This window comes from Wenxinia saemankumensis, assembly GCF_900141735.1.
Taxonomy (GTDB): domain Bacteria; phylum Pseudomonadota; class Alphaproteobacteria; order Rhodobacterales; family Rhodobacteraceae; genus Wenxinia; species Wenxinia saemankumensis.
Genome location: NZ_FQYO01000004.1, coordinates 58,006 through 83,768, shown reverse-complemented (window position 1 = coordinate 83,768; position 25,763 = coordinate 58,006). Strand labels below are relative to the sequence as shown.

The 25,763-nt window shown below is 72.4% G+C and carries 24 protein-coding genes; 15 read left to right on the top strand and 9 right to left on the bottom strand.

Annotated elements, in window-relative coordinates; all coding sequences use genetic code 11:
* Positions 1-99: 99 nt before the first annotated feature.
* The 4 genes from BUE30_RS11530 (at position 100) to BUE30_RS11515 (ending at position 3,382) form a co-directional block, all read left to right on the top strand.
* Entirely contained in the window at positions 100-570 is a 471-nt protein-coding gene (locus tag BUE30_RS11530) for a hypothetical protein (RefSeq protein WP_073330580.1), read from the top strand.
* 192 nt (positions 571-762) lie between these two features.
* Positions 763-1,401, top strand: coding sequence for a ribonuclease HII (locus tag BUE30_RS11525; protein WP_073330576.1), 639 nt, complete (start codon positions 763-765; stop codon positions 1,399-1,401).
* A gap of 104 nt (positions 1,402-1,505) precedes the next feature.
* The gene (locus tag BUE30_RS11520; RefSeq protein ID WP_073331811.1) at positions 1,506-2,615 is read left to right on the top strand and encodes a site-specific DNA-methyltransferase; all 1,110 of its coding nucleotides are present in this window, start codon (positions 1,506-1,508) and stop codon (positions 2,613-2,615) included.
* A gap of 167 nt (positions 2,616-2,782) precedes the next feature.
* Complete coding sequence (locus BUE30_RS11515) at positions 2,783-3,382, top strand: glutathione S-transferase family protein (RefSeq protein ID WP_073331808.1); 600 nt, start codon at positions 2,783-2,785, stop codon at positions 3,380-3,382.
* A gap of 151 nt (positions 3,383-3,533) precedes the next feature.
* Here the strand turns inward: BUE30_RS11515 and BUE30_RS11510 are convergent, their stop codons facing one another.
* Entirely contained in the window at positions 3,534-3,950 is a 417-nt protein-coding gene (locus BUE30_RS11510; RefSeq protein ID WP_073331804.1) for a metallopeptidase family protein, read from the bottom strand.
* A gap of 67 nt (positions 3,951-4,017) precedes the next feature.
* Between BUE30_RS11510 and gltX the strand changes: the two genes are divergently transcribed.
* From gltX to BUE30_RS11480, 6 genes are all read left to right on the top strand, one after another.
* Positions 4,018-5,343 (top strand): glutamate--tRNA ligase, encoded by a 1,326-nt coding sequence (gltX, locus tag BUE30_RS11505; RefSeq protein WP_073330574.1) that lies wholly within the window; start codon positions 4,018-4,020, stop codon positions 5,341-5,343.
* Positions 5,344-5,668: 325 nt separating this feature from the next.
* Positions 5,669-6,607 (top strand): aldo/keto reductase, encoded by a 939-nt coding sequence (locus BUE30_RS18040; protein ID WP_073330571.1) that lies wholly within the window; start codon positions 5,669-5,671, stop codon positions 6,605-6,607.
* Positions 6,604-7,674 carry an NAD(P)/FAD-dependent oxidoreductase gene (locus BUE30_RS18035; protein WP_073330568.1) on the top strand — a complete coding sequence of 357 codons (1,071 nt, stop codon included), beginning with the start codon at positions 6,604-6,606 and terminating at the stop codon, positions 7,672-7,674. Before BUE30_RS18040 ends, BUE30_RS18035 begins: the two co-directional genes overlap by 4 nt.
* A 106-nt stretch (positions 7,675-7,780) precedes the next feature.
* Entirely contained in the window at positions 7,781-7,975 is a 195-nt protein-coding gene (locus BUE30_RS11490; protein WP_073330565.1) for a hypothetical protein, read from the top strand.
* 335 nt (positions 7,976-8,310) lie between these two features.
* Positions 8,311-8,517 carry a cold-shock protein gene (locus tag BUE30_RS11485; RefSeq protein WP_073330561.1) on the top strand — a complete coding sequence of 69 codons (207 nt, stop codon included), beginning with the start codon at positions 8,311-8,313 and terminating at the stop codon, positions 8,515-8,517.
* A 16-nt stretch (positions 8,518-8,533) separates the two neighbouring features.
* Positions 8,534-9,268 carry a DUF4329 domain-containing protein gene (locus BUE30_RS11480; protein WP_073330558.1) on the top strand — a complete coding sequence of 245 codons (735 nt, stop codon included), beginning with the start codon at positions 8,534-8,536 and terminating at the stop codon, positions 9,266-9,268.
* Here BUE30_RS11480 and BUE30_RS11475 read toward each other — a convergent pair.
* Positions 9,265-9,957 (bottom strand): arylesterase, encoded by a 693-nt coding sequence (locus BUE30_RS11475; RefSeq protein ID WP_083601361.1) that lies wholly within the window; start codon positions 9,955-9,957, stop codon positions 9,265-9,267. The two genes, BUE30_RS11480 and BUE30_RS11475, sit on opposite strands and share 4 nt — an antisense overlap.
* Here BUE30_RS11475 and BUE30_RS11470 point away from each other — a divergent pair.
* Genes BUE30_RS11470 through BUE30_RS11460 form a run of 3 tightly spaced genes read left to right on the top strand, consistent with a single transcriptional unit; the run spans position 9,956 to position 13,691 of the window.
* Entirely contained in the window at positions 9,956-10,639 is a 684-nt protein-coding gene (locus tag BUE30_RS11470) for an ABC transporter ATP-binding protein (RefSeq protein WP_073330555.1), read from the top strand. The genes BUE30_RS11475 and BUE30_RS11470 overlap by 2 nt on opposite strands.
* A gap of 32 nt (positions 10,640-10,671) precedes the next feature.
* Positions 10,672-13,146 carry an ABC transporter permease gene (locus BUE30_RS11465; RefSeq protein ID WP_073331798.1) on the top strand — a complete coding sequence of 825 codons (2,475 nt, stop codon included), beginning with the start codon at positions 10,672-10,674 and terminating at the stop codon, positions 13,144-13,146.
* A complete protein-coding gene (locus BUE30_RS11460) occupies positions 13,143-13,691 on the top strand; it encodes a gamma-glutamylcyclotransferase family protein (RefSeq protein ID WP_073330552.1) in 549 nt (182 codons plus the stop codon). The genes BUE30_RS11465 and BUE30_RS11460 overlap by 4 nt, the downstream gene beginning before the upstream one ends.
* A gap of 154 nt (positions 13,692-13,845) precedes the next feature.
* Here the strand turns inward: BUE30_RS11460 and BUE30_RS11455 are convergent, their stop codons facing one another.
* The 7 genes from BUE30_RS11455 to xdhA form a co-directional block, all read right to left on the bottom strand.
* The gene (locus tag BUE30_RS11455; RefSeq protein ID WP_073330549.1) at positions 13,846-14,946 is read right to left on the bottom strand and encodes a BMP family ABC transporter substrate-binding protein; all 1,101 of its coding nucleotides are present in this window, start codon (positions 14,944-14,946) and stop codon (positions 13,846-13,848) included.
* A gap of 55 nt (positions 14,947-15,001) precedes the next feature.
* Entirely contained in the window at positions 15,002-15,913 is a 912-nt protein-coding gene (locus BUE30_RS11450; RefSeq protein WP_170865635.1) for an ABC transporter permease, read from the bottom strand.
* 106 nt (positions 15,914-16,019) lie between these two features.
* Positions 16,020-17,105: an ABC transporter permease gene (locus BUE30_RS11445; RefSeq protein ID WP_073330543.1), complete on the bottom strand. Its 1,086-nt coding sequence runs from the start codon at positions 17,103-17,105 to the stop codon at positions 16,020-16,022.
* Positions 17,102-18,640 carry an ABC transporter ATP-binding protein gene (locus BUE30_RS11440; protein ID WP_073330540.1) on the bottom strand — a complete coding sequence of 513 codons (1,539 nt, stop codon included), beginning with the start codon at positions 18,638-18,640 and terminating at the stop codon, positions 17,102-17,104. The genes BUE30_RS11445 and BUE30_RS11440 overlap by 4 nt, the downstream gene beginning before the upstream one ends.
* Entirely contained in the window at positions 18,637-19,407 is a 771-nt protein-coding gene (gene xdhC / locus BUE30_RS11435) for a xanthine dehydrogenase accessory protein XdhC (protein WP_244526348.1), read from the bottom strand. Before xdhC ends, BUE30_RS11440 begins: the two co-directional genes overlap by 4 nt.
* 4 nt (positions 19,408-19,411) lie before the next feature.
* Positions 19,412-21,838 (bottom strand): xanthine dehydrogenase molybdopterin binding subunit, encoded by a 2,427-nt coding sequence (gene xdhB / locus BUE30_RS11430; RefSeq protein ID WP_073330537.1) that lies wholly within the window; start codon positions 21,836-21,838, stop codon positions 19,412-19,414.
* Entirely contained in the window at positions 21,835-23,361 is a 1,527-nt protein-coding gene (xdhA, locus tag BUE30_RS11425; protein ID WP_073330534.1) for a xanthine dehydrogenase small subunit, read from the bottom strand. The genes xdhB and xdhA overlap by 4 nt, the downstream gene beginning before the upstream one ends.
* A gap of 161 nt (positions 23,362-23,522) precedes the next feature.
* Here xdhA and BUE30_RS11420 point away from each other — a divergent pair, with 161 nt between their 5' ends.
* Positions 23,523-24,371: an alpha/beta hydrolase fold domain-containing protein gene (locus tag BUE30_RS11420; RefSeq protein WP_073330530.1), complete on the top strand. Its 849-nt coding sequence runs from the start codon at positions 23,523-23,525 to the stop codon at positions 24,369-24,371.
* 36 nt (positions 24,372-24,407) lie between these two features.
* Positions 24,408-25,757, top strand: coding sequence for a mechanosensitive ion channel family protein (locus BUE30_RS11415; protein WP_073330527.1), 1,350 nt, complete (start codon positions 24,408-24,410; stop codon positions 25,755-25,757).
* Positions 25,758-25,763 lie beyond the last annotated feature (6 nt).

Sequence of the window (25,763 nt, the reverse complement as noted above, 5' to 3'; positions counted from 1 at the left end):
CCCCGGGCCGGCCCCAATTCCGGTCCCGACACGACGGCGTGCCCCCGGCAACGGGCCCGCCGGATCCGCAACGCAGTCCGGGACAACGGGAGAGGACGCATGACAACCCATCGGCGCACGGCCCTGGCCGGATTGCTGTCCGCGATCCTCGCCCTCGGTCTCGCCCTGCCGGCGCAGGCCGACCGGGACGAGCGGCGGACGCGGCTCGTGCAGGGGGCGGCGCTGCTGGCGATCGCGGGTCTGATCGTCCACGAGGCGCGGCGGGACGGCCGGGACGACGGGCGGCACCGGGTCGCCCGGGCGCCGGTTCCGGTGCCGCCGGACGCGCCGCCCCCGGCGGCCGGGGGGACGGACCCGGCGCTGCCCGCCTCCTGCCTGCGGCAGGTGGCGAGCACGGGCGGGGCGGTGACGCTGTACGACGGCGACTGCCTCGATGCGCGCTCGCCCGTCGCGTCGGACCTGCCGCTGACCTGCGGGGTGATCGTCCGGCGGCCCGAGGGGGGGATCGCCAGCGGATACCGGCCGGATTGCCTGGCCGGACAGGGATACGAGGTTGCCGACCGGCGCTAAGGCAAGGGTCGAGCAGCGGCGCGGTACGAGCCCCAGTCACCGCGTCGGGGATCGGGGGCGGATCGGCCGAAGGGCCGGCCGCCCCCGAAACCATTGAGGGGCAGGGCGATCGCGCCGATCCGGGTGGGGCGCCCCGCATCGTGAGATCGGGGCCCTTGCGCCGCCCCGCCCGGGAAGGGCACATCTTGGGCCATGCCGCCGCCCACCCCCCATTACGCCTTCGAACAGGCCGCGCTATCGCGCGGCGCCCGCATCGTCGCGGGGGTGGACGAGGTGGGCCGCGGCCCGCTGGCCGGGCCGGTCGTCGCCGCGGCGGTCGTCCTGGACCCCGCGCGGCTGCCGGCCGGCCTCTCCGACAGCAAGGCGCTGAGCGCGAAGCGGCGCGAGACCCTGACGGAGGAGATCCGGGCCTGCGCGCAGGTCGGCCTCGGGATCGCCACGGTGGAAGAGATCGACGCGCTCAACATCCTGCGCGCCAGCCACCTGGCGATGTGCCGCGCGCTGCGGGCGCTGCCCGTCGCGCCCTGCCACGCCCTGATCGACGGCAAGCTGCTGCCCCGCGACAATCCCTGCGGTTGCGAAGGGATTGTGCGGGGGGACGGCCGGTCGGTCTCGATCGCCGCGGCCTCGATCGTGGCAAAAACATGGCGCGACGCGCACATGGTGGAACTCGCGCAACACTTCCCCGGCTACGGCTGGGAGACGAATGCGGGATACGGGACGAAAGGCCACAGGTCGGCCCTGCAGACGCTCGGCGCGACCCCTTACCATAGGCGCTCGTTCCGGCCGGTCCACGACATCTTGTGTCGAGATGAAAACGTAACCGCTTAGTTAGATATAACTTTTGACCCTGTCGGCCGGGTCGGACCATCCTTGGCGCATCAGAGCGGGACAACCCGCCGATGGCCGAGGCAGGCCGGACCGAGAGGCAGACGATGAAGACCAAAGAGACGGTGCGGGCCGCCCCCGCGCTGCCCCTGAACACGATTCTGGACGGCGATTGCGTCGAGCGGATGCGGGCCCTGCCCGATGCGTCCATCGACCTGATCTTCGCCGACCCGCCCTACAACCTGCAGCTGAAGGGCGAGCTGCACAGGCCGGACAATTCCCGCGTCGACGCCGTCGACGACGCCTGGGACCGGTTCGACACCTTCGCGACCTACGACGCCTTCACGAAGGCCTGGCTGACCGAGGCCCGCCGCCTGCTGAAGCCGCATGGCGCGATCTGGGTGATCGGCTCCTACCACAACGTCTTCCGTCTGGGCGCGGAGCTGCAGAACCAGGGCTTCTGGATCCTGAACGACGTGGTCTGGCGCAAGTCCAACCCGATGCCGAACTTCCGCGGCAAGCGCCTGACCAACGCGCACGAGACGCTGATCTGGGCGTCGAAGGAAGAGGGCGCGAAGTACACCTTCAACTACGAGGCGCTTAAGGCGCTGAACGAGGGCGTGCAGATGCGGTCGGACTGGGTGATTCCGATCTGCACCGGGCACGAGCGTCTCAAGGACGAGGCCGGCGACAAGGCGCACCCGACGCAGAAGCCCGAGGCGCTGCTGCACCGCGTCCTCGTCGGCACGACGAAGCCGGGCGACGTGGTGCTCGACCCGTTCTTCGGCACCGGCACGACCGGCGCGGTCGCCAAGATGCTGGGCCGCGACTTCATCGGGATCGAGCGCGAGGCGTCCTACCGCGCCCATGCCGAGAAGCGCCTCGCCCGCGTGCGCCGCTTCGACAGCGACGCGCTGGAGGTCACGACCTCCAAGCGGGGCGAGCCCCGCGTCGCCTTCGGCGTGCTGGTCGAGCGCGGCATGCTGCGCCCGGGCGAGGAATTGTGGAGCCTGAACGGCCGCCACAAGGCCAAGGTCCGCGCCGACGGCACGCTCGTCGCGCAGGACGTGAAGGGGTCGATCCACCAGGTCGGGGCGCATCTGGAAGGCGCGCCCTCCTGCAACGGCTGGACCTACTGGCACTTCCGCCGCGAGGGTCAGCGCGTGCCGATCGACGTCTTCCGCCAGCAGATCCGCGCCGAGATGCGCGCGGGCTGAGGCCCCCCACCCGTTTCACGGTCTACCGCCGGGCTGCGGCACCTTCCGCCGCTGCAGCCCCACCTTGCCCTGCCCGGCCCCCTCAAGGGCCCGGCAGGGCTTTTTTCGTCCGCGGGGCGGGCCTATCAAGGCCCGACCGATCCCTCAGGAGAGCCCCGCCGATGCCGATGATCCTCATGTCCTCGAAGGCGTCGCCCTTCGTCCGCAAGGTGCGCGTCCTGATCCAGGAAGCGGACCGCTGGGCGGAGGTCGAGGAGAACGTGACCCCGACCACGCCGCTCGACTCGGCGCCCGCCGTGCTGGCGGCCAATCCTCTGGGCAAGATCCCCGCCCTGATCCGCGAGGAGGGGCCGACCCTGCACGACAGCCGCGTCATCACCCGCTATCTCGACGATCGCTGGTCGCTCGGCCTCTATCCCGCGTCCCGCCTCTGGGAGGTGCTGACCCTGGAATCGATGTCCGACGCGATCATGGAGGCCGCTCTGGGCATGGTCTACGCGGCCAAGTTCCACGCCGCGCCCGACGCCGCCTGGGCCGACGCGCAGTGGACCAAGGTCGCCCGCACGCTGGACGCGGTGGAGGATCGCTGGATCAGCCACCTCTCCGGCCCGCTGGACATGGGCCAGGTCGCGCTCGGCTGCGCGCTCGGCTATCTCGACCTGCGGCACGGAAATCGCGGCTGGCGCGAGGGACGGCCGGTCCTGACCGAATGGTCGGCGCGGTTCGCGGAACGCCCCTCGATGGCAGCGACGGTGCCGGCCGGCTGAGGGGGCAGGGGGCGCTGCCCCCGTCGCCTGACGGCGACTCCCCCGGAGTATTTCGGGCAAGATAAGGGGGCGGGGGCGTGCGCACCCCGCGCCGCGCCGCGCCGGGATGCGATGTGCCGCGAGGGCGGCGGGCGAGAGGCGCGTCGCCCCGTCAGGTCCACCATTCGTCGATGGCGGCGATGTCGTCGTCGGACCAGCCGAAATGGTGGGCGAGCTCGTGGATCGTCACATGCGCCACCAGTTCCTCGACCGTGACGTCCCCGCGTTCGGCCCATTCGTCGAGGATCGGCCGGCGGAAGAGCCACACGGTGTCGGGGCCGGCCGGCTGGTCGAAGACGGATTTCTGCGTCAGCGGCACGCCCTCGTAGAGGCCCGTCAGCTCGAAGGCCTCGCTCTCCGTGTCGGCCAGCATCTCCTCGTCGGCGAAGTCGGCGACGCGGATCGCCACCTCCATCGCGCGGGCGCGGAAGGCGCGGGGCAGGCGGGCCTGCACGGCGCGGGCAAGTTCCTCGATCTCGTCGAGGGTCGGGGCGACGAGGTTCGCGGCGGGGATGGTGGTGGCGTCCATCCCGCCCATATGGACAATGCGGGGCGGCTGTGGAAGAGCCGCTGCCGTCCGACAGGAGGCCCTGCCCATGACCACCACCCGCTTCGCCCCGTCGCCGACCGGCTGGCTGCACATCGGCAACCTGCGCGCCGCGCTGTTCAACTATGCCATCGCCCGCCGGCAGGGCGGCACCTTCGTGCTGCGCATCGACGACACCGATGCCGAACGCTCGAAGGAGGAATATGTCGAGGGCGTGAAGGAGGACCTGACCTGGCTCGGCCTGAGCTGGGACCGGGTGGAGCGGCAGTCGGCGCGGCTGGACCGCTACGCACAGGCGCGGGACCGGCTGATCGCGATGGGCCGGCTCTACGAATGCTTCGAGACGCCGGGCGAGCTGGACCTCAAGCGCAAGAAGCAGCTGAACATGGGCCGCCCGCCGGTCTACGACCGCGCGGCGCTCGCCCTCCCGGAGGAGGAGAAGGACCGCCTGCGGGCCGAGCGCGGCTCGCACTGGCGCTTCAGGCTGGACCGGGAGCGCATCGAATGGACCGACGGGATCCTCGGCGACCTGTCGATCGACGCGGCCTCGGTCTCCGATCCCGTCCTGATCAAGGAGAGCGGACAGGTCCTCTATACCTTCGCCAGCGTGGTCGACGACGTCGAGATGGGGATCACCGACATCGTCCGCGGCTCGGACCACGTGACCAACACCGCGACGCAGATCCAGATCATCGAGGCGCTGGGCGGCACCGTTCCGCGCTTCGCCCACCATTCGCTCCTGACCGGACCGCAGGGCGAGGCGCTGTCGAAGCGGCTGGGCGCGCTCAGCCTGCGCGACCTGCGGGCGGAGGGGATCGAGCCGATGGCGATCCTGTCGCTGATGGCGCGGCTCGGCTCGTCGCAGCCGGTGGAACTGCGCGGCGCCGTCGAGGAGGTGGTGGCGGGCTTCGACCTCTCCACCTTCGGCTCCGCGCCGACGAAGTTCGACCCCGCCGATCTCCGGCCCCTTTCCGCCCGCATCCGGGCCGGGCGGCCCTACGAGGACATGGAGGACGAGATCCGCGCCGCGGGCGTGCCCGACGCGATCGCCCCCCGGTTCTGGGAGGTGGTGCGCGAGAACATCGACGGGCCCGGCGACATGGCGCAATGGTGGGCCATCCTCTCCACCGGCCGGGCCGGCCGGGCAGAGCCGGAGGATGCCGATTTCGTCGCCGCCGCGCTCGCCGATCTCGGCGCGCCGCCCTACGGGCCGGAGACCTGGGGCGAATGGACGTCCCGGGTCAAGGCGGCCTCAGGGCGCAAGGGCAGGGGGTTGTTCCAGCCGCTACGTCGCGCGGTCACGGGCCGCGACCACGGCCCCGAGATGGCGGGCGTGCTCGAACTGATGCAGGTCCGGCCCGGCCTCGCGGACTAGCGCTGGCCCGGTGGACGGCGCCGGGGGGCGGCCGCGACGCGCCCTTCGGACCCGCGCTCCCCCCTCGACGGCGCCCCGCCGGCCCCCCGTCCAGCGCCGGGGGCCGCCGCGCCCGCCATCGCGCCCTGACCCGCGGACCGGCGAGGGAGCGACCCTTCCCGCCCTTTGGCCGGCCGCCGCCCGATCGTCGGCGCCCCGCGCGCCTCTCCTTCGCAGGGGCGCAAATACCGCGGGGGGCCAGGGGGGCAGAGCCCCCCTGCCCCCGCCGGCGGCGGCCGCGATCGCCGCCTCGACCCGGACGCGGGTCCGTGACACTCTGCGCGCCATGACACTTACGCTTCAGGACGGCCGGCCCGTCTCCCGCTTCGCCTTCGGCACCATGCAATGGGGCGACACCGCCGACGAGGACGCGTCGCGGGCCCTCTACGAGCGGTGCCGCGCCGCCGGGATCACCCATTTCGACTGTGCCGTCGGCTATGCCGAGGGGCGCTCCGAAGAGTGGCTCGGCCGTTTCGCGCGCGACGACCGCGCGGATCTCTACATCGCGACGAAGGTCGCCTTCGACGGGGCCTCGCGCGCCAACATCCTGGCCCAGTGGGATCGCTGCCGGCGCCAGCTCGGAATGGAGAGCGTCGACCTGCTCTACCTGCACCGGTTCGACCCCGCGACCCCGCTCGAGGAGAGCTTCGAGACGATGGCCGAACTTCAGCAGGCCGGCGCCTTCCGCCATATCGGGGTGTCGAACTACGCCGCCTGGCAGGTGATGAAGGCGCAGGCGGTCTGCGCCGGGCTCGGCACCCGGATCGACGCGGTGCAACCGATGTACAACCTGGTGAAGCGCCAGGCCGAGGTGGAGCTGTTGCCAATGGCCGCCGATCAGGGCATCGCGGTCCTGCCCTATTCGCCGCTGGGCGGCGGTCTCCTGACGGGCAAGTATTCGCGCAGGCAGGGCGGGGGCGGCGGGGGCCGCCTGGAGACCAACGAGATGTATGCCCGCCGATACGCGCCGGACTGGATGCTGCGGGCCGCGGAGGAGCTCGGCGACATCGCCGCGGCCGAGGGAGTGCATCCCGCCACGCTCGCCGTGGCCTGGGTCGCCGCCCACGCGGCGGGGCCGATGCCCATCGTCTCCGCCCGGTCGGTCGAGCAGCTCGAACCCTCGCTCGCCGCAATGGGCTACGAGATGCCGGGCGAGCTGCGGGCGCGGCTGTCGGCGCTGACCCCCACGCCGCCCCCGGCGACGGACCGGCTGGAGGAGCAGTGAGCGACTTCCTCGTCATCGGGGGCGGGATCGCGGGGATCAGCGCCGGCGCGCGGCTCAGCGCGCTCGGATCGGTCACCGTGCTCGAGCGGGAAGGGGCGCTGGCCTACCACGCCTCCGGCCGCTCCGCCGCGCTCTACGAGCGCAATTACGGCCGGCCGGCGACGATCGCGCTGAACGAGGCGAGCTACGACCACCTGCGCCACGAAGGGGGCGGCGTGCTGTCCCCCCGCGGGATCATGGTGATCGGCAAGGAGGCGGACCGCGCCGCCTTCGACGCCGACATGGCCGCGATGCGGCTGGCCCCGCTCGGCCCGGGCGAGGCGCGGGCCCTCTTTCCGCTCCTCGCCCCGGAGGTGACGCTGGCCGCCCACGATCCGGAGGCGTGGGACATCGACACCGACCGGCTGGTGCAGGACTTCGCCCGCGCGATCCGCGGGGCGGGGGGGCGCATCGTCACCGGGGCGGAGGTCACGTCGATCCGCCGGACAGGCACCGGCTGGGTGGTCGAGGCGGGAGAGACCGTCGAGGCCCGCCTGCTGATCGACGCGGCGGGCGCCTGGGCGGACGGAATCGCGGCCATGGCCGGGATCGCGCCGCTCGGCCTCGTGCCGCACCGCCGCTCGATGGCCCGCGTCCCGGCGCCGGAGGGGATGGACCCCGCCGGCTGGCCGATGGTGATGGGGCCGGGCGAGGACTGGTACATGAAGCCCGATGCCGGCGCCCTCATCGTCTCGCCCGCCGAGGAGGATCCTGCAGAGCCGCACGACGCCTATCCGGACGACATGGTCCTGGCCGAGGGGCTGGCCCGGTTCGAGGCCTACACCACCTACGAGACGAGGCGGATGCTGTCGAACTGGGCGGGGCTGCGGACCTTCGCCCCGGACCGGACGCTGGTGCTCGGGCCCGATCCGGCCGACCCGTCCTTCCTCTGGTGCGCGGGGCAGGGGGGCTACGGATTCCAGTCGGCGGCGGCGGCCTCCACTTTCCTGGCCGACCTGGTCGGGGGGCGGCCGAGCGTCCTGCCCGCCGAGGTGCAGGCGGCGCTGCGGCCGGACAGATTGCGCTGACCGCGCCGGGTCGCGGCCCGCCGTTCGGAAAGTTTTCATTCCCATGCCCCAATCTGGCCCCAAAACGCGGTCTCTCTGGAGAGGCGCCTCGAGGAAGGGATGCATCATGGGACCGGTTATCGTGCTTCTCGGCGGCCTTCTCGGTCTCGTCGGCGCCATCGGCGGCTGGCTCTTCCTCGATATGCCGGTCTTCGCGGCCCTCGCCATCTGGGCCCTGTCCGGCCCGGCCGCGGCCCTCCTCCTGCTTCTGCCGTTCGGTCCCCGCCCGGCCCGCGAGGAGTTGAGGCCGCAGGGCGCCTGACCGCCAGCCTCTCATGCCTGCCCCCGCCGCATCGTGGGGACCGGTCTCCTTCGCGCCGCCGAGCCGCGACCTCGCCCTGCCGTGATCGCGCGTCCCCGCAGGGCGGCCGGACCCGTCCGGTCCGGGCCGCGCCGGGCGGACCGGCGGGTCGCGGAGGCCTGCCGAGGCCGAAACGAATACTTGATCGGAGGGGTCTTGCGACCGATAATCAGGGGCGCGTGACGTTACCTCTATCGACCCTCGGCTCCACTCCCGTGCAGTCCCTCGATCAGCACTGACCATCGCCTCCCCGCTGCAATCCCGCGAGCGGACACGACAAATTGGAGAGTCTCACGATGGCCACCGGCACCGTGAAATGGTTCAACGCAACCAAGGGGTATGGCTTCATTGCCCCCGATGGCGGCAGCAAGGACGTGTTCGTCCACATCTCCGCCGTCGAGCGGTCGGGCCTGAACGGCCTGAAGGACAACCAGAAGGTCAGCTTCGACATCGAATCGGGCCGCGACGGTCGCCAGTCGGCGATCAACCTCTCGCTCGCCTGACGGGGTCTTCGTGCGGATGAACGTCGAGCGCGCATCCGCGCGATCCCATCGGGGCTGCGCCGCGATCGGGGCGGCGATGCTGGCGCTGGCCCTTCTCGGCGCCTGCGCCCCCCGGCAGCCCGGTCCCGTGACTTACGCGCCGGTCGGAGGGCGATCGGTGCCGCAGGGCCATGGCAGCCTCGTTCCGGCGGGGCCGCTGGTGGGCCTCCCCCTCAACGGGCTGCAGCGCACGGCGGCGAGCATCGCCCGCCCCGGTCGGCCCGCCACAGCGGAGGCGACCGGCACCGGCGCCGAACTGGCCTATGTGCGGGACATCCTGACCGAGCTGCAGCGCGTCTCGTTCCGCGAGAACCGGGAATATTGCGGCTATATCGGGCTCGACCCGTCGGGCCGTCTGATGCGGACCGACCTGTCGGCGGGGGTCGAGGCGGGATGCGCGCTGCCCGTCATCCCGTCGGGGATGCGGGCCCTCGCCTCGTTCCACACCCACTCGACCTATTCGCCGCTCTACGCCTCGGAATTCCCGACGACGCAGGACATGCGCTCGGACAGCGCGCTGGGCGTGGACGGCTACATCTCCACCCCCGGCGGGCGGCTGTGGTATGTCGACAGCGACACGATGACGGTCCGGCAGATCTGCGGCCGGGGCTGCCTGCCGCAGGATCCGAACTACCGGCCCGAGGATGACGGCCCCGTCCGGCCGCAATTCACCTTCGACGAGCTGGCACGGTTCGAGCGGGGCATGCTCTAGTCGCCGGCCCCGCTCTCCTCCTCCAGCAGCTTCAGCAGCATCGGACCGATCTCCTCGACGATCAGGGCGACCCCCTCGGCATTCGGGTGGATGCCGTCGGCCTGCATGTAGCGGGCCATTCCGGCCTCCATCCCCTCGGCGCGGAGCGGCGCGAACCAGTCGGGCAGCAGGGCGGCGTCGTAATCCTCTGCCAGGTCCGGCCAGATCGCGTCGAAATCGGCGGCATAGTCCGCGCCGTAATTGCCCGGCGCCTCGACGCCGGCCAGCAGGATGGCGGCCCCGCTCTCCCGCGCGGCGTCGAGGATGCCGGTGAGGTTGGCGCGCGCCTCCTGGGGGTCGAGGCCGCGCAGCATGTCGTTGCCGCCCAGCGTGACGAGGATCGCGTCCGGCGGGTCCGCCAGCGTCCAGTCGATCCGCGCGAGGCCGCCGGCCGTGGTGTCGCCCGAGACGCCGGCGTTCACGACTGCGACATCGGCGCCCGCGGCGTCGAGCCATTCCTGCAGCTGCGCGGTGACCCCTTCATCCGGCGGTAACCCGTAACCCTGTATCAGGCTGTCGCCGAAGGCGGTCACCACCGCCTCCTGCGCCGCCGCCGGCGCGGCGACGAGGGCGAGCGCCAGGGCGAGGTTGCGGCCCGTCCGGCCCGCCCCATATCGACCCCCGACGATCCGCCGAAGGACATGCCGCATGCCGATTCTCGACCTGGTCGACCTGTCCCTGACCCTGCCGGGCAATGCCGGGCCGGTGGACATCCTCCACGATGTCACGCTCTCGGTCGAGGCGGGGGAAAGCGTCGGGCTGGTCGGTCCGTCGGGGTCGGGCAAGTCGTCGCTCCTCATGCTCATGGGCGGGCTGGAGCGTCCCAGTTCGGGGCGCATCGCCGCCGCGGGGCAGGACCTCACCGATCTGGGCGAGGATGCGCTGGCCCGCTTCCGCCGGGACAATATGGGGGTGGTGTTCCAGTCCTTCCACCTGATCCCCACGATGACCGCGCTCGAGAACGTGGCGACCCCGCTGGAACTTGCCGGGCGGCGCGACGCCTTCGACATCGCCGCGCGCGAACTGGACGCGGTGGGCCTGGCGCACCGGGCCGATCACTATCCCGCCCAGCTCTCTGGCGGGGAGCAGCAGCGCGTGGCGCTGGCCCGCGCCGCCGCGCCGGGGCCGCGCATCCTGCTGGCCGACGAGCCGACCGGCAATCTCGACGAGGCGACGGGCGAGGTCGTCGTGCGCCAGCTCTTCGCCCTGCAGGAGCGGGGGGCGACGCTGATCCTCGTCACGCATTCCCCGTCGCTGGCCGCGCGCTGCGACCGCACGATCCGCCTGCGCGGCGGCCGGATCGAGCCCGGCTTGCGGGACGCGGCCGAGTGAGCGGCCTCGCGCTCCGCCTCGCCCGGCGCGAGATGCGCGGCGGGCTGCGCGGCTTCCGCATCTTCCTCGCCTGCCTCGCCCTCGGCGTCGCGGCCATCGCGGCGGTCGGCCTCGTCCGCGCCTCGATCGCGGCGGGGCTGGAGCGCGAGGGGGCGGCCCTGCTCGGCGGCGATGTCGAGATCACCTACACCTACCGTCGCGCCACCGACGCGGAACGCGAATGGATGGAGGCGCAGTCCCTCGCCGTGTCGGAGGTGATCGATTTCCGCTCGCTCGCTGCGGTCGACGGGCCGGACGGAACCGACCGGGCGCTGACGCAGATCAAGGCGGTCGACGGCGCCTACCCGCTGGTCGGGGAGGTGCGTCTCGACCCGCCGATGCCACTGGAGGAGGCGCTGACGGGCACCGGCGCGGTGATGGAGCGCAGCCTCGCCGCCCGGCTGGACCTGTCGCCCGACGACACCTTCCGCCTCGGCGAGACGGTTTTCACGCTCTCGGCCCTGCTCGAGCGCTATCCCGACAATGCCGGTGGCGGCTTCGGCCTCGGCCCGCGGACGATCCTGCGGCAGGCGGCGCTGGAGGGGTCTGGCCTGATCGCGGACGGCACGTTGTTCGACAGTGCCTACCGGCTCGACCTGCCGGAGGGCGCGGACCCCGCCGCGCTCCGCGCCGAGGCGCGACGTCTGTTCGAGGGCAGCGGGCTGCGCTGGCGCGACGCCCGCAATGGCGGGGCGGGCATCGGCGTCTTCGTCGACCGGCTCGGCGCGTTCCTCGTGCTGATCGGCCTGTCCGGGCTCGCGGTCGGGGGCGTCGGCATCTCCTCCGCCGTCGGCGCCTATCTCTCGGGCAAGACCGCGACCATCGCCACGCTGCGCACCCTCGGCGCCACGCGGGGGACGATCTTCGCCGTCTACTTCCTGCAGATCGCGGCGCTCGCCGCGCTCGGCATCGCCATCGGGCTGGTCCTCGGCGCCGGGCTGCCCCTCGCCCTCGCGCCGCTGATCGAGGCGCGGCTGCCGATCCCGGCGGAATTCGCGCTCTATCCCGCCCCGCTGGCCGAGGCGGCGCTCTACGGGGCGCTCGCCGCGCTGCTCTTCGCGCTCTGGCCGCTCGCCCGGGTCGAGGAGGTGCGCGCCGCGACCCTGCTGCGCGACGGGGCGGCGGGCGGGCGACGGCTGCCGCGCGCCCGCTACCTCGTCGCCACCGCGCTGCTCGCCGCGGCGCTGGTCGGGGCCGCGGCCTGGTTCTCGGGCACGATCTTCCTGACGCTCTGGACGGCGGGCGGCATCGCGGGGGCGCTGGTGCTGCTGGTCCTCGCCGCGATGGCGATCCGCCGGATCGCGCGGGGCAGCGCCCGCCTCGCCCGGGGCCGGCCCGCCACGCGGCTGGCGCTCGGCGCGATCGGCGCGCGGGGGGGCGAGACGACCTCGGTCGTGCTCTCGCTCGGGCTCGGCCTGTCGGTCCTGGCCGCGGTCGGGCAGGTCGACGGCACGCTGCGCGGCGCCATCGAGGGCGAGCTGCCGGAGGTGGCGCCCGCGCTCTTCGTCCTCGACATCCAGCCGGGCCAGATCGACCCGTTCCGCGCGGCCCTGTCCGGGGATCCCGACGTGACCGAGGTCGACGCGGTCCCGATGCTGCGCGGCATCATCACCGAGGTGAACGACCGCCCCGCGCGCGAGACCGCCGATCACTGGGTGTTCCGCGGCGACCGCGGCGTGACCTATGCCGACGCGCTGCGCGAGGGAGAGGTGATCACCGAAGGCGACTGGTGGCCCGAGGATTACGACGGCCCGCCGCTCGTCAGCTTCTCCGCCGCCGAGGCGGAGGAGATCGGCCTGCAGCTCGGCGACACGATCACGGTCAACGTGCTCGGCCGGGACATCACCGCGACCATCGCCAGCTTCCGCGAGGTGGACTTCCAGAGCGCGGGGATCGCCTTCGTGATGATCTTCGACCCCGCGACGCTGGCCGCCGCGCCGCATAGCTGGATCGCGACGATCTATGCGGACGAGGCGGCCGAGGGGCGGATCCTGCGCCAGCTCGCCGATGCCTATCCCAACATCACCGCGATCTCGGTCCGCGAGGCGGTGACCGAGGTCGCCCGCGTGGTCGAGGGGATCGCCACCGCCTCGCGCGTGGGGGCGGGGGTCACGCTGCTGGTCGGGTTCATCGTCCTGATCGGCGCGGCGCTGGCGGGCGAGCGCGCCCGCACCTTCGAGAGCGCGGTGCTCAAGACGCTGGGCGCGAGCCGGGGCCGCATCCTCGCCAGCTTCGCCCTGCGGGCCGCGCTGATGGGGGCGGCGGCCGGACTGGTGGCGCTGGGGGCGGGGGCGCTCGGCGGCTGGGCGGTCGCGCGCTTCGTGATGGAGATCGACTACCGGGTGATCTGGGGCAACGCGCTGCTCGTCGTCAGCTTCGGCATCGCGGCCTCGCTGCTGGCGGGGCTCGGCTTCGCGCTCGGCCCCCTTGGCGCGAAACCGGCCCGCGTGCTACGCGGCCGCGAATGAGCGATCCCCTGTTCTTCGGCTACGGCAGCCTCGTCAATCTCGCCACGCATGACTACCGCGACCCCCGCCCGGCGCGCCTGCCCGGCTGGCGCCGGATCTGGCGCACGACCAACCTGCGCGGCGGCGCCTTCCTCTCGGTCGAGCCGGTGGGCGGGGACGGGGCGATCGACGGCGTCGTCGCCGCGGTGCCCGGCGCCGACTGGGCCGCGCTGGACGAACGCGAGGGCGCCTATGCCCGGATCGACGTGACCGGGACGGTCGTGCATGACGGCCCCCCCGCGCCCTGCGCGGTCTACCGCGTCAGCGACTCCTATACCGACGGCGCCGGCGCCCCGGCCCCGATCTGGCTGTCCTATCTCGATGTCGTCACGCAGGGCTTCCTGCGCCTCTTCGGCGAGGCGGGGGTGGAGCGGTTCTACGCCACCACCGACAATTGGGGGCCGATCGAGGACGACCGCGCCGCCCCCCGCTACTCGAGGGCCCAGGTCCTGACGGGGGAGGAGCGCGCGCTGGTCGACCGCTCGCTCGCCGCCCTGCCTCGTTGAGCGCGCGGGGCGGGCGATCCCGCGGCGGCGGACCGGGCGGGCCGGTCGCCTGGTCCGGACCGACGAAGGGGGCAGCGCGGACGCTCCCCCCTTCGCATGGGTCCGCATGTTCGTCCGGCCCCTCCGCCCGCGCGAAGGGTCCGGACGGCGCGGCTCAGTTCGGGATCTCGCCTGTCAGCCCCTCGACGTAGAAGTCCATCGAGACGAGCTGCTCGTCGGTCGCGACCTCGCCCTCGGCGAGGAAGACGCTGCCGTCCTGGCGGTTGATCGGCCCGGTGAAGGGGTGGTACTCGCCCGAGCTGATCCGCGCGATCATGTCCTCGGCGGCGGCCTTCACCTCGGCCGGGACCGCGTCGGTGATCTCGCCAATCTCGACTTCGCCATCGGCGATCCCGCCCCAGGTATGGGTGCTTTCCCAGGTGCCGTCGATGACCTGCTGGACGCGGTCGATATAGTAGGGCGCCCAGTTGTCGATGATCGAGGAGACCCGCGGCATCGGCTTGAACGACGCCATGTCCGAGGCCTGCCCGAAGGTGTAGATCTCGGCCCCCGCCTCGTTCGCGGCGGCGGCCGCCGCCTGAGGCGCGGTCGAATCGGTGTGCTGCAGGATCACGTCGACGCCCTGCTCGATCATCGCCTGCGCGGCATCCGCCTCGCGCGCGGGATCGAACCAGGTATAGGCCCAGATCACCACCATCTCGACGTCCGGGTTCACCTTCCGCGCGTGCAGGAAGGACGAGTTGATGCCCTGGATCACCTCGGGGATCGGGAAGGATCCGATATAGCCGATCTTGTTCGTCTTGGTCAGCATCCCGGCCATCGTGCCGATCACCGCGCGCCCCTCGTAGAAGCGGGCGTCGTAGGTGGCGAGGTTGTCGGCGCGCATGTAGCCCGTCGCATGCTCGAACTTCACGTCCGGGAACTGCGCCGCGACGTTCACCGTCGGCTCCATGTAGCCGAAGGAGGTGGTGAAGATCAGGTCCGCGCCCTGCAGCGCCATCTGGGTGATGACGCGCTCGGCATCGGGGCCCTCGGGCACGCTCTCCTGGTAGATCGTCTCCACCCGGTCGCCGAAATGCTCCTCGACAGCGAGACGGCCCTCGTTGTGCTGGAAGGTCCAGCCGCCGTCGCCGATCGGGCCGACATAGACGAAGCCGATCTTGACCGGCTCGCCGTCCTGGGCGCGTGCCGGCAGGCCGAAGGCGGCGGAGGCCGCGACGGCGGAGCCGGTGGCGAGGAAGGTTCTTCTTTTCATTGGCAGGTTCTCCCCTGTTGGTCGGCCCCGTCCAGGGGCCGGATGCGGTTCGGCCCTAGCGGGCCGCGTGGAAGGATCGGCCCAGCGAGCCGGGCGCGCGGCCCGAGGACAGCAGGACGAGGACGAGGATCGTGGCGAGGTAGGGCGACATCGAGAGCAGCTCGACCGGGACGCGCGCCCCGGCGGCCTGCAGGTTCAGCTGCAGCTGCGCGACCCCGCCGAAGAGATAGGCTCCGATCACCAGCCGCCCGGGCCGCCACGAGGCGAAGACGACGATGGCCAGCGCGATCCAGCCCGCCCCGGCGGTGATGCCGTCGGTCCATTGCGGCACGCGCACGAGAGACAGGTAGGCGCCGCCGAGGCCGGCGCAGGCCCCGCCGAACAGGATCGCGGCCATCCGTACCGCCCGCACCCGGTAGCCGAGCGCGTGGGCGGAATCGTGGTTCTCGCCCACAGCGCGCAGGATCAGGCCGGCGCGGGTCCGGGTCAGGACGACCCAGACGGCGAGGCAGAGCGCGAGGCCGAGATAGACCATCGGGTCGTGCCGGAAGAGGACGGGCCCGAGGATTGGCAGGTCGCTCAGCGGTCCGAGCGGCAGGTCGGGCACCCGGGGCGCGCGGATCCCCGCCCAGTCCTGCCCGAGAAGCGAGGCGAGACCGAGACCGAACAGGGTGAGCGCGAGGCCGGTCGCGACCTGGTTCGACAGAAGGTACTGCGTCAGCAGGCCGAACAGGGCGGCCAGCACCGCGCCGCCGAGCGCGGCAGCGGCGAAGCCGATCCAGGGGGAGCCGGTCTGCACCGCGACGATGAAGCCGCAGATCGCGCCGGTGATCATCATCCCCTCGACGCCGAGATTGAGCACGCCCGCCCGTTCCACGACGAGTTCGCCGATCGCGGCGAAGAGGATCGGGGTCGCCGCCACCATCAGCGAGGCGAGGAGGAGCAGAGGGTCGATCGAGCCGAGCATCAGCGGGCGCTCCTCGTGGCGGGGGGCGGAGGGGGGCGTCCCGCCCCCCGCGCCTGCGGCGCCCCCCGGGGAGTATTTGGGGCAAGATAGGAGCGGGGCCGGGTCCTCATGAAGCGGCCTCGCCGGTGCGGCGGATGCGGTAGGCGGTGAGGACGTCGACCGCGAGCAGGAAGAACAGGAGCATCCCCTGGAAGACCTGGATCGCCGCCGCCGGCAGGTTCAGCGCCATCGAGGCCATCTCGCCGCCGATATAGGTGAGCGCCATCAGGAGCCCCGCCAGCAGGATTCCGAACGGGTGCAGCCGGCCGAGGAAGGCGACGATGATCGCGGTGAAGCCGTAGCCCACGTTGAAGTCGATCGAGACCCGGCCCGAGGGGCCCGCGATCTCGAACATGCCGGCCATCCCGGCCAGCGCGCCCGAGATGCCCATGCAGAGGACCACCAGCAGCCCCGGCCGCACGCCCGAGAAGGCGGCGGCGCGCGGACTCTGCCCCGCGAGCCGGATCTGGAAGCCGAGCCGGTGCCGCGAGAGCAGGACCTGCGCCGCGATCACTGCGAGCAGCGCCGCGACCACCCCCCAATGCGCCCCCGTCCCCGCGACCAGTTCGGGATTCGCGGAGGAGGCGTATTGCGACAGGTTGCGCGAGCCGGGAAAGCCCATTCCGTCGGGATTGCGCAGCGGGCCGAGCGCCATCCACGATTGCAGGTTCTCGGCCACGTAGACCAGCATCAGCGAGACGAGGATCTCGTTCGTGCCGAACCGCACCTTCAGCAGCGCCGGAATCAGCGCCCAGATCATGCCGCCCGCCATTCCGGCGAGGATCATCAGCGGGAAGATCAGCCAGCGCGCCTCCATCGGGTAGAAGGCCAGAGCCGTCGCGGCGGCGCAGAGCGCGCCCATGATGTACTGCCCCTCGGCCCCGATGTTCCAGATCCCGGCCCGGAAGCCGAGGGCGAGGCCGGTGGCGATCAGGATCAGGGGCGCCGCCTTGATCAGGAGCTGCGGGCGCGAATAGCTCGCGAAGTCGCCGAAGAGCGGATCCCAGAAGATGGTGCGGATCGCGACGAGGGGATCCTCGCCCAGGGCGGCGAAGAGCGCGCCGCCCGCGATCATGGTCAGCAGCACCGCCAGGGGCGGCGTGGCCCATGTCCATGCACGGGAGGGCTGGGGGCGACGTTCCAGCCGGATCATGCCGCGCCCTCCCGGGCCGGCGCATGCGCGGCTTCCATGTCGTGGGCGCCCCCCAGCATCAGGCCGATCCGCTCCACCGTCAGGCCCTGCGCTGGGACGGGCGCGCTCAGGCGGCCGCCGGTCAGCGCGGCCATCCGGTCGCTCACCTCCATCAGCTCGTCGAGGTCCTGGCTGACGACGATCACCGCCGCCCCGCCCGCCGCGAGGTCCAGCAGGGCCTGCCGGATCGCGGCGGCCGCGGCGGCGTCGACCCCCCAGGTGGGCTGGTTCACGACCAGCACCTTCGGCGCCTGCAGGATCTCGCGCCCGATGAGGAACTTCTGCAGGTTGCCGCCCGACAGGGCGCGGGCCGCCGTTCCGGGCCCGGGCGTGCGCACGTCGAAGGCCTCGATCACGCGGGCGGCGAAGGCCCGCGCCCCGGCCCAGTCGGCGAAGCCGCGCCGCGAGAGGCGCTGCCGCGTCTCGCCGGTGAGGAAGGCGTTCTCGGTCAGGCTCATGTCGGGGGCGGCGGCATGGCCCATCCGCTCCTCCGGGGCGCAGAGCAGGCCTGCCTCGCGGCGCGCGGCAGGTCCGGCGCGGCTGCAGTCGGTGCCGCCCATCAGGATCGTGCCCGGCGCGGTCGTCATCTCGCCCGACAGCGCGAGCAGCAGCTCGTCCTGGCCGTTCCCGGCGACCCCGGCGATGCCGAGGATCTCGCCCGCGCGGATCGTCAGGGCGACCTCGCGCAGCGCCGTGCCGAAGGGGCGGGGCGAGGCGGCGGTGAGGTCCGACACCTCCAGCGCGACGGGCCCCTCGGGCCGGGACGCCCGTTCGGGGGCCTGAAGCGCGCTGCCGACCATCGTCTCCGCCATCGCGCGCGCCGTCGTCTCGCCCGGGATGCAGCTGCCCACGACCCTGCCGCCCCGCAGGATCGTCGCGGTGTCGCAGAGGGTGCGGATCTCCTCCAGCTTGTGGCTGATGTAGAGGATCGAGGTGCCTTCGGATTTCAGCTTGCGCAGGGTCTCGAACAGGATCGCGACCTCCTGCGGGGTGAGCACCGAGGTCGGCTCGTCCATGATGAGCAGCCGGGGATCCTGCAGCAGGCAGCGCACGATCTCGACCCGTTGACGCTCTCCGGCGGAGAGGTCGCCGACGATGCGCGCGGGATCGAGCGGCAGGCCGTAGGCCTGCGATACCTCGCGGATCCGGGTGGCGAGGGCGCGCATGGGCGGCGGGTCCTCCATCCCGAGGGCCACGTTCTCGGCCACGTCGAGCGCATCGAACAGCGAGAAATGCTGGAAGACCATCGCGACGCCGGTGCGCCGCGCCTCGGACGGCTCGGCCGGGGCGTAGGGGGCGCCGCGCCATTCCATCGTGCCCTCGTCGGGCTTCACCAGTCCGTAGATCGTCTTGACGAGGGTCGACTTGCCGGCGCCGTTCTCGCCCAGCAGGGCATGGATCTCGCCGGGCGCGATGTCGAGGGAGACGCCGGAATTGGCGATCACGCCGGGATAGGCCTTGGTCAGGCCGGTCAGCCGCAGAAGGGGCCCCGTCACGCCGTATCCATCCGTCCCTGCACCTGTCCCGGCGCCCTGAGTAGCGCGGCCGCCACGCCCACGGCAATGGCATGCGGGTGTTTTCCGAGCGCCGGGTCGCCTATCGGGCAGGCGATGCGCGAAATTTGGGCGGTGTCGTGCCCGAGCGCGGTCAGGCGTTTGCGGAAGCGGGCCCATTTCGTCGCCGACCCGATCAGTCCGCAACTGGCGAAGCCCCGTCGCAGCAACCCGTCGCAGAGCGCGAGGTCGAGCTCGTGCGAATGGGTGACGATCAGGTGGTCGGCGTCCGTCGGCGCATGCGGGGCGAGCCGCGCCGGATCGGCGGCGATCAGCGGCGTGACGCCGTCGGGAAGCGGATCGGGCAGTCGCGCCGTGTCGAAATCGACCAGCGTCACGGCCCAGCCCGGCAGGGGCGCCATCACCTGCGCCAGCGCGCGGCCGACATGGCCCGCGCCCCAGATCCAGAGGGGGACGCGCGCTGCCGCCTCCACCCGGTCGATCGCGGCGAAGGACAGCGTGACCGTCCCGCCGCAGCACTGGCCGAGCGCCGGGCCGAGCGGGATCGTGCGTCGCCGCTCCGTCCGGCCCTCCGCCAGCATCGCCCGCGCCTCGGCCGCCGCCTCCCATTCCAGCCGGCCGCCGCCGATCGTCCCCTCCTGCCCGTCCGCGCGCACGGTCATCGCCGCGCCGACCTCGCGCGGGGCGGAGCCCTGCACCCGCGCCACCCGGACCCGGATCGCGCCCGCCCCGGTCACGGTCCCGGCCACGCCCTCAGCCCCGGGCCCGCTTCACCGCCGCCAGCACCCGCTCCGCCGTGGCGGGCGCATCGAGCGCGGGATAATGCGGCCCGCAGGCCGCGCAGGCATCGCCCAGCGCGAGGAAGGCGGAGATGCCCAGCATGAAGGGCGGCTCGCCCACCGCCTTCGACCGGTAGACGGTGTCGGCCGCGTTCTCGCCGTCCCAGAGGGCGACGTTGAAGATGCCGGGCCGGTCCGAGCAGGCGGGAATCTTGTAGGTCGAGGGGGCGTGCGTCCGCAGCCGGCCGCGATCGTCCCAGACCAGCTCCTCCGTCGTCAGCCAGCCCGCGCCCTGCACGTAGCCGCCCTCGATCTGGCCGATATCGAGCGCCGGGTTCAGCGAGGCGCCCACGTCGTGCAGGATGTCGGTCCGCAGGATCCGGTTCTCGCCGGTCAGCGTGTCGATCGCGACCTCGGTCACGGCGCAGCCATGGGCGAAGTAGTAGAAGGGCCGGCCGCGCCCCGCGATCCGGTCCCAGCTGAGATCGGGCGTGCGGTAGTAGCCCGTCGCGGACAGGCTCACCCGGTTCTCGTAGGCCAGGGTCGCCGCGCGGTTGAAGGTCAGGCTCTCGCCGCCGATGCGCACCGCGCCGCCCTCGAACACCACGTCGGAGGGCTTCGCCTGGTGCAGCCCGGCGAGGCAGTCCGCCATCCGGTCCCGGATCGTCTCGCAGGCCGCCTTCGCCGCCATGCCGTTCAGGTCCGAGCCGGAGGAGGCGGCGGTGGCCGAGGTGTTCGGCACCTTTCCGGTATCCGTCGCGGTGATCCGCACCTGCGCGGGATCGACCCCGAACACCGTCGCGGCCACCTGCGCGACCTTCTGGTTCAGGCCCTGCCCCATCTCGGTGCCGCCGTGGTTCAGATGGATCGACCCGTCCTGATAGACATGGACCAGCGCGCCCGCCTGATTGAGATGGGTCAGCGTGAACGAGATGCCGAACTTGACCGGGGAGAAGGCGATCCCCCGCTTCAGCACGTCGCTCTCCGCGTTCCAGTCCGCGATGGCGGCGCGGCGGGCGGCATAGTCCGAGCTCTCCAGCAGCCGCCGCGTCATCGCGTTCAGCAGGAAATCCGTGACCTCCATCCCGTAGGGCGTCGTCTGCGCCTCGGCCATGGGGGCGGGCGGCGAATGGTCCGCGCCGAAGCGCTTGCCGGCCCCCGCCAGCGCCCCGGCGAAGCGTTGCCCAGTTCCCGCTCCCTTATCTTGCCCCAAATACTCCGGCGACCGGCCTGCCTCGGGCGGGGCCCCCGGAAGGCGCGCATCGGCATAGTAGTTGACCCGCCGCACCTCCACGGGATCCATGTCCAGCGCATGGGCGATCCCGTCCATCACCCGCTCGATCCCCAGCACGCCCTGTGGCCCGCCGAAGCCGCGGAAGGCGGTGGCCGAGCAGGTATTCGTGCGCAGCCGGTGCGAGGTGATCCGCACCGCCGGCAGGTGATAGGCGTTGTCGGCATGCAGCATCGCCCGGTCGGCGACGGGCAGGGACAGGTCCATCGACCAGCCGCAGCGGGCATAATGGGTGAAGTCGATGCCCCGGACCCGGCCCGCCTCGTCGAAGCCGACCTCGTAGTCGACGCGGAAATCGTGCCGCTTGCCGGTGATGACCATGTCGTCGTCGCGGTCGTAGCGCATCTTGGCCGGCCGCCCGAACGCGTTCGCCACCAGCGCGCAGGCCACGGCGAGCGCGTTGCCCTGGCTCTCCTTGCCGCCGAAGCCGCCGCCCATGCGCCGCGTCTCGACCCGCACCTGCGCCATCGGCACGGCCAGCGCGTCGGCCACCTTGTGCTGGATCTCGGTCGGGTGCTGGGTCGAGCAGGTGACGCGGGCGCCGCCCCCCTCCTCGGGATGGGCGAGCGCGGCCTGCCCCTCGAGGTAGAAATGCTCCTGCCCGCCGATCTCGATCGATCCCGAGAGGCGGTGCGGGGCAGCCGCGATGGCCGCCGCCGCCTCGCCCTTCTGCCAGATCCGGGGCCCGTCCTCGAACCGGCTGTTCGCGGCCAGCGCCTCCTCGACGCTCAGGATCGGGGTGCCCTCCTCGTACTCGACCTTTCCCAGCCGCGCCGCCTTGCGGGCGGCGAGATGGCTCTCGGCGATCACCAGGAAGACGGCCTGCCCGGCGTAATGCACCTCGCCCTCGGCCAGCAGCGGCTCGTCATGTGCGCCGGGCGAGACGTCGATGCGGCGCGGCAGGTCCTCCGCCGTCCAGACCGCCACCACGCCGGGCGCCGCCCGCGCGGCGGCGATGTCGATCGTGGCGATCCGTCCCTTCGCGACGGGCGACAGGCCGAAGGCCAGGTGCAGCGCGTTCGCGGGCAGGGGGATGTCGTCGACGTAAGGCGCGCGCCCGGTGACGTGCAGCGGGGCGCTGTCATGGGGCAGGGGCTTCAGCGCGGTCATGCCGTGATCCTCCGCACGTCGGTCTCGGCCCCGGTCAGGTCCGCGTGGTAGCGCGTCAGCAGGCCCGCCGCCGCCTCCAGCCGGTAGGCCGCGCTCGCCCGCATGTCGCTCATCGGGGTGAAATCCTCGCCCAGCCGCGCCGCAGCCGCCGCCATCGTGGCGCGGGTGAAGGGCTGGCCGGCCAGCGCCGCCTCGACCGCCGCCGCCCGCTTCGGCACGCCGGCCATCCCGCCGAAGGCCACGCGTGCGCCCGCGATCAGGGGCGGATCCCCTCCTTCGCGGGGATCCCGAAGATTGTCCGCACCCCCCGCCCCGCGCAGGTCGAGCAGGAAGGCGCCGCAGACCGCCGAGATGTCCTGGTCGAACCGCTTGGAGATCTTCCAGACCCGGAAAGTCGGCGCCTCGACCGGGACCGTCACGCCGGTGACGAACTCGCCCTCCCGCCGGTCCTGCCTGCCGTAGTCCAGGAAGAAGTCCTCGATGGCGAGGTCGCGCATCTCGTCCCCCCGCCGCAGGTGCAGCGTGGCGCCGAGCGCGATCAGCGCGGGCGGGTTGTCCCCGATGGGCGAACCGTTGGCGATGTTGCCGCCGATGGTCGCGGCGTTGCGCACCTGGACCGAGCCGTAGCGCGCGATCATCGCGGCGTAGCTCGGCAGCGGAGCGGCCAGCGCCTCCATCACGCGGGTCATCGTCACCCCGGCGCCGAAGCGCAGGCCGCCCGGGACCTCCTCGATCCGGGCGAGGTCCGCGCAGCCGTTCAGGAAGGCGACGGTGCCGAGGTCGCGCAGCCCCTTCGTCACCCAGAGGCCGACATCCGTCGCCCCGCCGACCAGCACCGCGTCCGGGTGGCGCAGATACCACCCAGCCAGCTCGTCCGCCGAGCGCGGACGATACCCGCCCGATGCCTCGCCCGGGTCGCCCTCGTCCGAGGCGCCGGTGCCGAGCGCCGGGGCGGCCTCGCCCCAGTCCGTGCCCCGGCCGATCCCGCCTTCGCGGCCGGGCTCCGTCGCCCCGCCGTGCCGCGCTTCGCCACCGACCGGGGCGTCGCGCATCCAGTCCGGCACCTCCGCCTCCTCCGCCGCCTCGGCGGCCCGCACGATGGGGGCGTAGCCCGTGCAGCGGCAGAGATTGCCCGACAGCACCGCGTCGTGGTCGCGCCGCCCGTTCAGATGCGCGACCGCCAGCGACACGGCGATGCCCGGGGTGCAGAAGCCGCACTGGCTGCCGTGATGGGTGATCATCTCGCGCTGGACCGGGTGCATCTGCCCGTCCGGGCCGCTCAGCCCCTCGACCGTGCGGATCGCCGCGCCCTCGATCTGCGGCAGGAACAGGATGCAGGCGTTCAGCGCCCGCGCGCCGCTTTCGTCGGTGACCATCACCGTGCAGGCGCCGCAATCGCCCTCGTTGCAGCCTTCCTTGGTGCCGGTAAGGCCGCGCGTCTCGCGCAGCCAGTCGAGAAGCGTGCGCGTCGGCGGCGCCTCCGCTTCGCAAGGTTCCCCGTTCAGAGAAAACCTGACCTTCATGGATATGGTCCCGCCGCCTTACCGAAAGGGTCCCCGTGGGGGCCTCTCCTCCCGGTCGATGCGGCGTAGACCGGGGCCCCGTATGAACGTCCGATTGAAGCGAGCCGGGCGCGGTTTGGCAAGGGGCGGAACCGCGCGGGCCGAGGCGGGGTTTGGCCGCCATGACGACATCGCATGACGAGGGCGGCCCGCGCGGCGACGGTCCGGCACTGCTGGACTGGATCGAGGCGCACCCGGTCGAGGGATCGCCCGACGAGATGCGCCGCACCTTCGACGCGCTGGCCGGTCCCCAGCCGGCGGGCCGCGCCGCCGAACTGGGCGGTCTCCCGGCCCGCACCTACGGGCCGGAGACCGGCGCCCCCGTCCTCTGGTTCCACGGGGGCGGCTACGTCTTCGGCGGGGCAGGGAGCCACGGCAACGCGGCCCTTGCATTGGCGCAGCGGCTGGACCGCCCGGTGATCCTGCCGGAATACCGTCTCGCCCCCGAGCATCGCTGGCCGGCGCAGAAGGCGGACGGTCTCGCGGTGCTGGAGGCGATGGCGGGCCCGGTCGATCTCGTCGGCGACAGCGCGGGCGGGCACCTGGCGCTGATCCTCGGCCTCGCCGCGCCGGAACGCGTCCGCCGGATCGTCGCCTTGTCCCCGAATACCGACCGCACCGGCCGGTCGGAGACCCGCGCCGCGCATGCGGATCGCGACCCGATGGTGGATCCGCAGGGCGATACCGACCTCGCCCGGCAGACCTTCGGCACGCTCGATCCGGCGGATCCCGAGCAATCGCCGACCCTCGCCGATCTCTCCGCCCTGCCGCCGGTCACGCTGATCTCGGGCGCGCGCGAGGTGCTTCTTGGGGATGCGCGCCTTTTCGCCGGGGCCGCGCGGGACGCGGGGCGGGACGTGACGCTGCACGAGGTGCCGGATCTCTTCCACATGGGCTGGATCTGGCCCGGCATCTGCGCCGCCGGCAACCGCGCGCTGGGTCTCGCGGCCGGGGCGCTCGAGCCTTCGTAGCTTGAGCGCGCCCGGCGCCCGCGCCATGCTGCGGCGATGGATGACGATCTGACGATTTCCGAGCTGCGCCAGCTCGGCACCGGCCTTCTCGGCGAGGCCGAGATGCTCCTCCGCTCGCTCGCGCGGGAATGGAACCTCTACCAGCTGCTGATCCTGGTCGCCCTGTTCCTCTCGGCGATGGCGATCCGCGCCTGGGCGGCGCCGCGCTTCCATGACTGGATGCGCAGCCACAAGGACTGGCCGATGTGGCGGCTGCGGATGCTGATCGTGCTCCACCGGCGGCTGACGCCGATCTTCTTCGTCGCGCTGCTGTGGCTGACCGTCTGGATCATGCGCGAGGCGACCTGGCCGTCGCGGTCCTACCTGCTGGGCGTGGCGGCGAACCTCGCCACCGCCTGGCTGGTGGTGGTCTTCGCCACGCGCCTGATCGGCAACCCCTTGATGCGGACCCTCGTGCGCTATTCGGCCTGGATCTGGATCGGGCTCAGCATCCTCGGCCTTCGGGACGAGGCGGTGCGGCTGCTCGACGGGACCGCACTGTCGATGGGCGAGTTCCGGCTCTCGCTCTGGACGCTGGTCCAGGCGGTGTTCTGGCTCTGCGTGCTGATCGTCGCGGCACGGTTCGTCACCAATTCGGCCTCGGCCCGGATCCGCTCGAACGAGGATATCAGCCCCTCGATGCAGGTGCTGGCGACGAAGGTGCTGCAGATCGTCCTCTATGCCGCGGCCTTCTTCACCGGCCTCAGGATCGTCGGGGTCGACCTCACCGGCCTCGCCGTGCTGTCGGGGGCGATCGGCGTCGGGATCGGCTTCGGCCTGCAGAAGGTGGTGTCGAACCTCGTCTCGGGGGTCATCATCCTGCTCGACAAGTCGGTGAAGCCCGGGGACGTCATTACGATCGGCGACACGTTCGGCTGGATCACCGCGCTGGGCGCGCGCTACGTGTCGATCACGACTCGGGACGGCAAGGAATACCTCGTCCCGAACGAGGACCTGATCACCGGGCAGGTGGTGAACTGGTCGCACAACAACGAGTTCGTGCGGCTCGACATCTTCTTCGGCACCGCCTACGCGGACGATCCCCACAAGGTGCGCCGGGTGGCGATCGAGGCGGCGAAGGGCGTGACCCGCGTGCTGACCGACAAGCCGCCGGTCTGCCACATCACCGGCTTCGGGGATTCCAGCGTCGACTACATCCTGCGCTTCTGGATCGAGGACCCGACCGGGGGCCTGACGAACATCCGCGGCAACGTCTATCTCGCCCTCTGGGACGCGTTCCAGGCGAACGGCATCTCGATCCCCTTCCCGCAGCGCGAGGTGAAGGTGCTGGAAGGGTCCGCGCTGGACGTGGCGCGGGCCCGGTCCGCGCCGCTCTCCGGGGACTGACCTTGC